Source organism: Kingella sp. (in: b-proteobacteria) (assembly GCF_030527935.1).
Classification (GTDB): Bacteria; Pseudomonadota; Gammaproteobacteria; order Burkholderiales; family Neisseriaceae; genus Kingella_B.
In genome coordinates this window covers 1-7,675 of record NZ_JAUMZV010000062.1, presented here as the reverse complement: position 1 = coordinate 7,675, position 7,675 = coordinate 1, and the positions used below count along the sequence as shown (strand labels likewise).

Annotated in this window: 10 protein-coding genes and 1 pseudogene; 9 read left to right on the top strand and 2 right to left on the bottom strand. The window is 52.1% G+C overall.

The window, feature by feature from the left end; all coding sequences use genetic code 11:
• Window positions 1-201: 201 nt before the first annotated feature.
• The 5 genes and pseudogenes from Q4A85_RS12925 to Q4A85_RS12905 all read left to right on the top strand — a co-directional run bounded on the left by Q4A85_RS12925 (window position 202) and on the right by Q4A85_RS12905 (window position 2,883).
• Window positions 202-1,725: an acetyl-CoA hydrolase/transferase family protein gene (locus Q4A85_RS12925; RefSeq protein ID WP_303110996.1), complete on the top strand. Its 1,524-nt coding sequence runs from the start codon at window positions 202-204 to the stop codon at window positions 1,723-1,725.
• 48 nt (window positions 1,726-1,773) lie between these two features.
• Window positions 1,774-1,950 carry a hypothetical protein gene (locus Q4A85_RS12920; RefSeq protein ID WP_303110994.1) on the top strand — a complete coding sequence of 59 codons (177 nt, stop codon included), beginning with the start codon at window positions 1,774-1,776 and terminating at the stop codon, window positions 1,948-1,950.
• Window positions 1,951-1,974: 24 nt separating this feature from the next.
• A pseudogene (locus Q4A85_RS12915) lies at window positions 1,975-2,253 on the top strand (energy transducer TonB); the annotation flags it as partial.
• Window positions 2,254-2,257: 4 nt separating this feature from the next.
• On the top strand, window positions 2,258-2,608 hold the full coding sequence (locus tag Q4A85_RS12910; protein ID WP_303110993.1) for an energy transducer TonB: 351 nt from the start codon (window positions 2,258-2,260) through the stop codon (window positions 2,606-2,608).
• Window positions 2,609-2,745: 137 nt separating this feature from the next.
• Window positions 2,746-2,883: a hypothetical protein gene (locus Q4A85_RS12905; protein WP_303110992.1), complete on the top strand. Its 138-nt coding sequence runs from the start codon at window positions 2,746-2,748 to the stop codon at window positions 2,881-2,883.
• Here Q4A85_RS12905 and metG read toward each other — a convergent pair whose 3' ends face one another.
• Window positions 2,884-4,935: a methionine--tRNA ligase gene (gene metG / locus Q4A85_RS12900; protein ID WP_303110990.1), complete on the bottom strand. Its 2,052-nt coding sequence runs from the start codon at window positions 4,933-4,935 to the stop codon at window positions 2,884-2,886.
• Between the two features lie 190 nt (window positions 4,936-5,125).
• Here metG and Q4A85_RS12895 point away from each other — a divergent pair, with 190 nt between their 5' ends.
• The 3 genes from Q4A85_RS12895 (at window position 5,126) to Q4A85_RS12885 (ending at window position 6,216) form a co-directional block, all read left to right on the top strand.
• The gene (locus Q4A85_RS12895; protein WP_303110988.1) at window positions 5,126-5,380 is read left to right on the top strand and encodes a DUF333 domain-containing protein; all 255 of its coding nucleotides are present in this window, start codon (window positions 5,126-5,128) and stop codon (window positions 5,378-5,380) included.
• 185 nt (window positions 5,381-5,565) lie between these two features.
• Complete coding sequence (locus Q4A85_RS12890) at window positions 5,566-5,970, top strand: DUF350 domain-containing protein (RefSeq protein WP_303110986.1); 405 nt, start codon at window positions 5,566-5,568, stop codon at window positions 5,968-5,970.
• 3 nt (window positions 5,971-5,973) lie between these two features.
• Window positions 5,974-6,216: a hypothetical protein gene (locus Q4A85_RS12885; protein WP_303110984.1), complete on the top strand. Its 243-nt coding sequence runs from the start codon at window positions 5,974-5,976 to the stop codon at window positions 6,214-6,216.
• Window positions 6,217-6,243: 27 nt separating this feature from the next.
• Here Q4A85_RS12885 and Q4A85_RS12880 read toward each other — a convergent pair whose 3' ends face one another.
• A complete protein-coding gene (locus Q4A85_RS12880; protein ID WP_303110982.1) occupies window positions 6,244-6,402 on the bottom strand; it encodes a hypothetical protein in 159 nt (52 codons plus the stop codon).
• A gap of 148 nt (window positions 6,403-6,550) precedes the next feature.
• On the opposite strand from Q4A85_RS12880, the gene Q4A85_RS12875 reads away from it, so the two are divergent.
• Window positions 6,551-7,546, top strand: a complete 996-nt coding sequence (locus Q4A85_RS12875; RefSeq protein ID WP_303110998.1) for an SPFH domain-containing protein — start codon at window positions 6,551-6,553, stop codon at window positions 7,544-7,546.
• The last annotated feature ends 129 nt before the right edge of the window (window positions 7,547-7,675 follow it).

Below are 7,675 nucleotides of genomic sequence, written 5' to 3'. Positions count from 1 at the left end.
ATAAAAGCGCGGATACAAGGCAAAAAGCGCAGTAAGGTTGGACACCTTGCGAGCACTTTTAACGCAGTAGCCACGTTTTTAGGGCATACAAGATGTCTATGGAAATAGTGAATACAGGTTCTTACTAGGCAGCCTGAAACACCCATCACCCCTTTTCAGGCTGCATCATGCTTGAAACCAACCATATTAGGAGTCTCACCCATGACCACCGCCCTTGAACGCATCCGCCACGCCGCCCTGCGCGACAAAATCATGACCGCTGCCGAAGCCGCCGAATTTGTGCAAGACGGCATGCTCGTAGGCATGAGCGGCTTTACAGGCGCAGGCTACCCCAAAGCCTTGCCCACCGCCATCGCCGAACGCGCCGAAGGCATCCACGCCGAAGGCAAACCGTTTCAAATCAGCTTGGTAACAGGCGCATCCACTGCGCCCGAGTGCGATGGCGTGCTCGCCGCCGCAGGCAGCCTGAAACTGCGCAGCCCATTCCAATCCGACCCCGCGCTGCGCAACGACATCAACGCAGGCAAAATCGCCTACACCGATGTGCACCTTTCGCAAATTGAGCAGCAAGTGCGCTTTGGCTTCTTTGGTGCGATGGACGTGGCGATTGTTGAAGTGGTGGGCGTTACCGAAGACGGCAAACTCATCCCATCCATGAGCGTAGGCCCGAACAACCAATGGGTGAAATCCGCGCAAAAAATCATCTTGGAAGTGAACACGCAGCAGCACGCCAAGCTGGAAACCATGCACGACGTGTTTGCTGACATCGGCACGCCACCCAACCGCCGCCCGCTGCTGCTGCTCAATCCCGACGACCACATCGGCGATTACTACATTGATTGCGATTTAGACAAAATCGTCGCCATCGTGTTCACCGATGCGCCCGATCGCAACAGCAAATTCACCGAACCCGATGCCGTATCGCAGCGCATCGCCGAGCAAATCATTGAATTTTTTGAACACGAAGTCAAACACGGCAGGCTGCCTGAAAACCTATTGCCGCTGCAATCGGGCGTGGGCAACGTTGCCAACGCCGTGCTGGCAGGCTTGCAACACAGCCGCTTTGAAAACATCACAGGCTTCACCGAAGTGCTGCAAGACGGCATGCTGGATTTGCTGCTATCGGGCAAAATGGTCAGCGCATCCGCCACCGCGCTCTCGTTCAGTCCCGATGCGCTGCAACGCTTTAACGACAACATTGACTTTTTGCGCGACAAAATCATCCTGCGCCCGCAAGAAATCACCAACAGCCCCGAGCTGATTCGCCGCCTAGGCGTAATCGGCATGAACGCCATGATAGAAGCCGATATTTACGGCAACGTGAACTCCACGCACATCATGGGCACGCGCATGATGAACGGCATCGGCGGCTCAGGCGATTTTGCCCGCAATGCGTATTACTCGTTCTTCGTTAGCCCATCAGTTGCCAAAGACGGCGCAATTTCCTGCATCGTGCCCATGGTTTCGCACCACGACCACACCGAGCACGATGTGATGTTTGTGGTAACCGAGCAAGGCATGGCAGACCTGCGCGGCAAATCGCCCCGCCAACGCGCCCGCCTGATTATTGACCACTGCGCCCACCCCGACTACCGCGAAATGCTGCGCGATTACTACGAGCGCGCCGAGCAATCAGACGGCGGCTTGCATACACCGCATTTGTTGAGCGAAGCCCTATCGTGGCATCAGCGGTTTATTGAAACGGGCGATATGCGGGTGAAATAGTGTTGGATTGATATGTAAGGCAGCCTGAAAAGCCATAACCACGCCGTGTTGATGGCGAAACAGGGTTTTCAGGCTGCCTTAGCGCGCCAATCAACCATTTTTGGCTTACCCCACCATTTTGAAAAACACCCAACCATGCGCAATTATCTATTCAGCCTCATTGTCTGCTACACCTTGATTGCCCCAGCATTTGCCAAACAGCCCCACTATGTGGAAGGCAAATGAGTCAACTATGCCAATCCCGTTTATCCACGCCAAGCCATGGAAAACGAAGAAGAAGGCACGGTCAAATTACGCATCTTTGTTGCCCCTGATAACAGCGTGGAACAGGTAGAAATGGTGGAATCCAGCGGTTCAACTTTTTTGGATGAATCCGCAAAAAAAGCGGCATACAAATCCACTTTTCAGGCTGCCCTACGCAACGGCAAACCCGTGCATACCGTGTTTACCACCCGCTTCACGTTCCAAATGCACTCCGATGATGAAAAACCGTTTTCAAAAATATTGCGACAAGTTTTTGGCGGATAACACCATGCGAAACCCTTTGCTTGCCTTAATCACCAGCCTTGCGCTGATTGCCCCCTCCGCTCACGCCAAAACGCAAGCGGTTAAAAATACCAAAGGACGAGCGATAAAAACCGTTACGCCCGTCTATCCACCCCTAGCCCTAGAAAGCGGCATAGAAGGCAGCGTAATACTGCGCGTGATGGTTGCACCGAATAACCGCATCCGCTCGGTGGAAGTGGTGGAATCCAGCGGTTCACCGCTGTTAGACAAAGCCGCCATCGCCGCCGCACGCCAATACCGTTTTCAGGCTGCCACGCGCGGCGGCAAACGGGTTCCCACCGTGTTTTTGCCCAATTTTATATTTAAATTGGATTAAGAACCTGTATTCACTATTTTCATAGACATCTTTTATGCCCTAAAAACGTGGCTACTGCGTTAAAAATGCTCGCAAGGTGTCCAACCTTACTGCGCTTTTTGCCTTGTATCCGCGCTTTTATTTCATAAAATCTGCCTATGGAAATAGTGAATACAGGTTCTAACAAGCGCGTAGGCACGCCTTGCTCTACTCTGGCTAGTAAACAAAGGCAGCCTGAAAACAAGAAATCCGTTTTCAGGCTGCCTTTATTAGGCAAACAAAACAACCGCCGTTAATCAACCCACCTTATCCCCCGCATTCGCCCCATCATGCACGGTCAGCAATTTCAGCTTCCCATCCTTATCCGCCGTGCTCAAAATCATGCCTTCGGACACGCCAAATTTCGCCATTTTGCGCGGTGCAAAGTTGGCAATGGCGATGACCATTGTGCCGTTTAGCGCGGCGGGGTTGGGATAGCTGGCGGCGATGCCCGAGAAAATCGTACGCTGCTCAAAGCCAAAATCTAGGCTAAATTTCAACAGCTTGGTGCTGCCCTCCACCGCCTCGCAGTTCAACACTTTCGCCACGCGCATATCCACTTTCATAAAATCATCAAAGCTGCATTGCGGCGCAACAGGCTCGTAGCCGTTTTCAGGCTGCTGTGTTGCCGCTGCGGCTTGGATATTTTGTTTGTTCGCTTCAATCAAATCGTTCACTTGTTTTTCCTCCACTCGTTGCATCAAATGTTGATACGGCTTAATCACATGGTTTTCCGACAACGTGCGGCTGGCATCCGCCCACACCAGCTTGTCCAAGCCCAAAAATTCGGCGGCTTGCTCGGCAACGCGCGGCAGCACGGGCGAGAGATAAACCGTTAAGATTTTGAATGCGTTAATCAATTCGCTGCACACCTTGTGCAAACGGCTGTCCGCGCCATCCAGCTTGGCAAGCTCCCACGGCTTGTTTTCGTCCACATATTCATTGACCACGTCCGCCAAAATCATAATCTCGCGCAAGGCTTTGCCGTATTCGCGCTCTTCGTATAACGAAGCGATGCGCTCGCTTTCCGCCGCCAAATGCTTCACGATTTCGCTGCCCGACACGTCTTTCAGGCAGCCTGAAAAACGCTTGTGGATAAAGCCAGCGGCGCGGGCGGCGATGTTCACATATTTGCCCACCAAGTCGCTGTTTACGCGGGCGATAAAATCTTGCAAATTCAAATCTATATCTTCAATTTTGCTGTTTAATTTTGCCGCGATGTAGTAGCGCATCCATTCGGGGTTTAGCCCTTGTTCCAAATACGACCGCGCAGTGATAAATGTGCCGCGCGATTTAGACATTTTTTGCCCATCCACGGTTAAAAAGCCGTGCGCAAAAATGCCTGTGGGCGCGCGATAGCCCGAATATTCCAGCATCGCCGTCCAAAACAGCGCGTGGAAATACAAAATATCTTTGCCGATAAAGTGATACAGCTCGGCTTGGCTGTCTTTGCCAAAAAATTCGTTAAAATCCAGCCCTTTGCGCGCGCATAGGTTTTGGAACGAAGCCATATAGCCCACGGGCGCATCCAGCCACACATAAAAATACTTGTTCGGCGCATCGGGGATTTGGAAGCCGAAATACGGCGCATCGCGGGAAATATCCCAGTCGGATAACTCGCCTTCTTTGAGCCATTCGTTCATTTTGTTCAACGCTTCGGGCTGCAAATGGGCGCGTCCGTCTGTTTCGCCTGCTGTCCATTGTTGCAGATAGTCGCCGCAATCGCTTAATTTGAAAAAGAAATGTTCGGTTTCTTTGAGCACGGGCGTTGCGCCTGATACGGCGGAATAGGGTTTAATCAGCTCGGTGGGGGCGTAGGTGGTGCCGCACACTTCGCAGTTGTCGCCGTATTGGTCTTGGGCGCGGCATTTGGGGCATTCGCCTTTCACAAAGCGGTCGGGCAGAAACATTTGCTTTTCGGGGTCAAAAAGCTGGTTGATGGTTTTGCTGATGATTTTGCCGTTGGCTTTCAGGCTGCGGTAGATTTGCTCGGAAAGGGCTTGGTTTTCGGGCGAATGGGTGGAGTAGTAGTTGTCGTAGCCGATGCCAAAGCCTGTGAAATCGGCAAGATGCTCGGTGTGGGTTTTTTCTATCAGCTGCTCGGGCGTGATGCCTTGTTTTTGCGCTGCCAGCATGATGGGCGTGCCGTGGGTGTCGTCCGCGCAGCAATAATGGCATTCGTGCCCGCGCGATTTTTGAAAGCGCACCCAAATGTCGGTTTGGATATGCTCCACCATGTGCCCAAGGTGGATGGCACCGTTGGCATAAGGCAGGGCGGAAGTAACGAGAATTTTGCGTTTTGAAGTCATGATTTTGCGTTTCGTGTTGATTATGAGATGGGTAAAAAAGGGAAATTATAGCGAAAATTCGCGTAAAGAATGGGGGTAAAAGGCTAGGGGCTGTTAACAATCAACATTTTGGCGGCTTTTAGGCCCTAAGGCAGCCTGAAATATTGTTAAAATCCGCGCGTTTTTTGACCAACCACGAAAGGTGTTTAACATGAAAACTTGGTTTTTGCCCTTAATCGCCGCTGCGGCGTTATCCGCTTGCGCAGGCTCGGATAATCCAAAAAAATCGCCCGAACAAGGCGAGCAAGCCGTTGGCATGGCAAACCCCGCTTCGGTGTTCTGCGAAAAACAAGGCGGCAAATCAGTAATTCGCAAAAATAAAGACGGCAGCGAATACGGTGTTTGCGTGTTGCCCAATGGTCAAGAAGTGGACGAATGGGAATATTTCCGCGCGCATAATAAATAATGCACATCATGCCAAAGGCAGCCTGAAAACGTGTTTTGTTCGTTTTCAGGCTGCCTTTTTGTTGGTGGGCGATGTTATCAGACTGAGCTTGGATGTTTGGCTTTTTCAGGCTGCCGCTGTTATCCAGCATAGCTAGGCAGATAATGTGGCATAATCAAACCCTTGTTCACCTAAGGAGTTCAACCATGTCGCTTTCTATTGCTAACTATCTGTTATACATCGGCTATATGCTCGCCAGCGTGGCGATGGCGGTGCTGTTTTCGCTCACTTATTTGCTGATTACGCCCGTGCGCGAGTTGCATTTGATTAAGCAGGGCAATGTGGCGTGTGCGCTATCGTTTGGTGGCGCGTTGATGGGCTTTTGCCTTGCGCTGGCTTCGGCGATGACGCACAGCTTGAATATTTTGGATTTTATTTTATGGAGCGCGGGCGCGGCGGTGGTGCAGATTGGCGCGTATTTCGCTACCACGCGGCTGATTCCCGATGCAAGGCGCGAGTTGCAGCAAAACAATATCGCCGTGGGCGCGTTGAATTGCGCGTTATCGCTGGCGATTGGCGTGTTAAACGCAGCGTGTTTGGTGGATGGTTAAGCCATGCAAGGCAGTCTGAAAACGAGCAAAGCGAGTTTCAGCGAAGCTAAAACGTGGCTCAACGTCTTGCTGTTGCCGCATATCGCAACGCTGGTGCTGTTGATGTTGATTGCATCTGCGGCGGTTTTGGAATTGCACGCCGATTGGGTACTTGCACTACTGCTTGCGCCCGTGCTGCTGTGGCTGATGGGTGGCACAATCGGCTGGTTGGATTACTTGCCCCATATGCCGAGCGAACAAGCCTGATTATCCCCACGTTTACCGTATTACTGATTATTGCCGTGTGCCTGTTTTCAGGCTGCCTGAAACGACATCGCCATAGCGGCAAATGGCTGATTTCGCTAGCAGTTTGGCTGTGGTTTGCTTATGGATTTGTGTTGCTGGGGATGCAATATTAGGCAGCCTGAAATAATACGCCACAGCAATCCCCAAAGCGTGATACGCAACAAAACGCGCGTTCTGGCAAAACAGCGTTTCAGGCTGCCTAATGCGCTAGATGCCGCTGCACATTCCTTTTACAAATCAACCCCATTGTCCTTAAAATCCCCCTACCCCACCCCCAACCAAAGGAAAAACCATGATTATGAACTTTATCCGCAAGCAGTTTATTGATGTTATCCAATGGGAAAGCCCCGATGAACACACGCTGGTGTGGCGTTTTCCCATTGCCGACCAAGAAATTCAAAACGGCGCAAGCCTAACCGTGCGCGAAAGCCAAATGGCGTTGTTTGTGGACGAAGGCAAAACCGCCGATGTGTTTTCCGCAGGTCGCTACACGCTCAACACGCAAACGCTGCCCGTTTTAACCAACCTGAAAAACTGGGACAAGTTGTTCCAATCGCCCTTTAAATCGGATGTTTACTTTTTCAACACGCGCCAGCAAATTGGCAAACGCTGGGGCACAGCGCAGCCTGTAACCGTGCGCGATGCCGATTTTGGCGTGGTGCAACTGCGCTCGTTTGGCATGTATTCCTACCGCATCGCCGACCCCGCGCAGTTTTTCAAAGAAATCTCGGGCGTGGTGGAAAGCTATTCGGGCGAGCAGCTTGAAGCCCAGCTCAAAAACATCGCCATGACCCAGCTTGCCGCCGCCTTTGGCACATCGGGCGTGCCGTTTTTGGACATGGCGGCAAACCAAGTTTTGCTATCGCAAAAAATGACCGAATTGCTCAAACCCGAGTTCGCCAAACTGGGCTTGGCGTTGGAAAACTTTACCGTGGAAAGCATCACGCTGCCTGAAAACGTGCAACAAGCGTTGGATGCACGCATGAGCATGAATGTCATCGGCGATATGTCGCGCTACACGCAATACCAAACCGCCACCGCCATCCCGATGGCAGCGCAAAACGAAGGCGGCATGGCAGGCATGGGCGTGGGCATGGGCGCAGGCGTGGCATTTGGGCAAGCGATGGCGGGCGCAATGGCAGGCGCGCAACCGCAAGCCGTGTCGCCCGCCGCCGCGCAAGACCATCAAGCCAAGCTCACGCAGCTTAAAACCATGCTGGATAACGGCTTGATTTCGCAGGCGGATTACGATTCTGCCAAAGCGGAAGTGTTGAAACAGCTCATTGGCTAATCGCATAACGAATAGGCAGCCTGAAAACGGGAATACGGGTTTTCAGGCTGCCTTAATGTACCGATTAAGGCAGCCTGAGACCTTTGCAAAAAAACCTTTCCTTCGACAGCCGAAACCCAAACACAGGTT

Coding starts and splice junctions, on each gene's coding strand:
- Q4A85_RS12905 (WP_303110992.1), top strand. CDS start 2,746: ATGGAAATAGTGAATACAGGTTCTAACAAGCGCGTAGGCACGCCTTGC.
- Q4A85_RS12890 (WP_303110986.1), top strand. CDS start 5,566: ATGTCGCTTTCTATTGCTAACTATCTGTTATACATCGGCTATATGCTC.
- Q4A85_RS12910 (WP_303110993.1), top strand. CDS start 2,258: ATGCGAAACCCTTTGCTTGCCTTAATCACCAGCCTTGCGCTGATTGCC.
- Q4A85_RS12895 (WP_303110988.1), top strand. CDS start 5,126: ATGAAAACTTGGTTTTTGCCCTTAATCGCCGCTGCGGCGTTATCCGCT.
- Q4A85_RS12885 (WP_303110984.1), top strand. CDS start 5,974: ATGCAAGGCAGTCTGAAAACGAGCAAAGCGAGTTTCAGCGAAGCTAAA.
- Q4A85_RS12925 (WP_303110996.1), top strand. CDS start 202: ATGACCACCGCCCTTGAACGCATCCGCCACGCCGCCCTGCGCGACAAA.
- metG (WP_303110990.1), bottom strand. CDS start 4,935: ATGACTTCAAAACGCAAAATTCTCGTTACTTCCGCCCTGCCTTATGCC.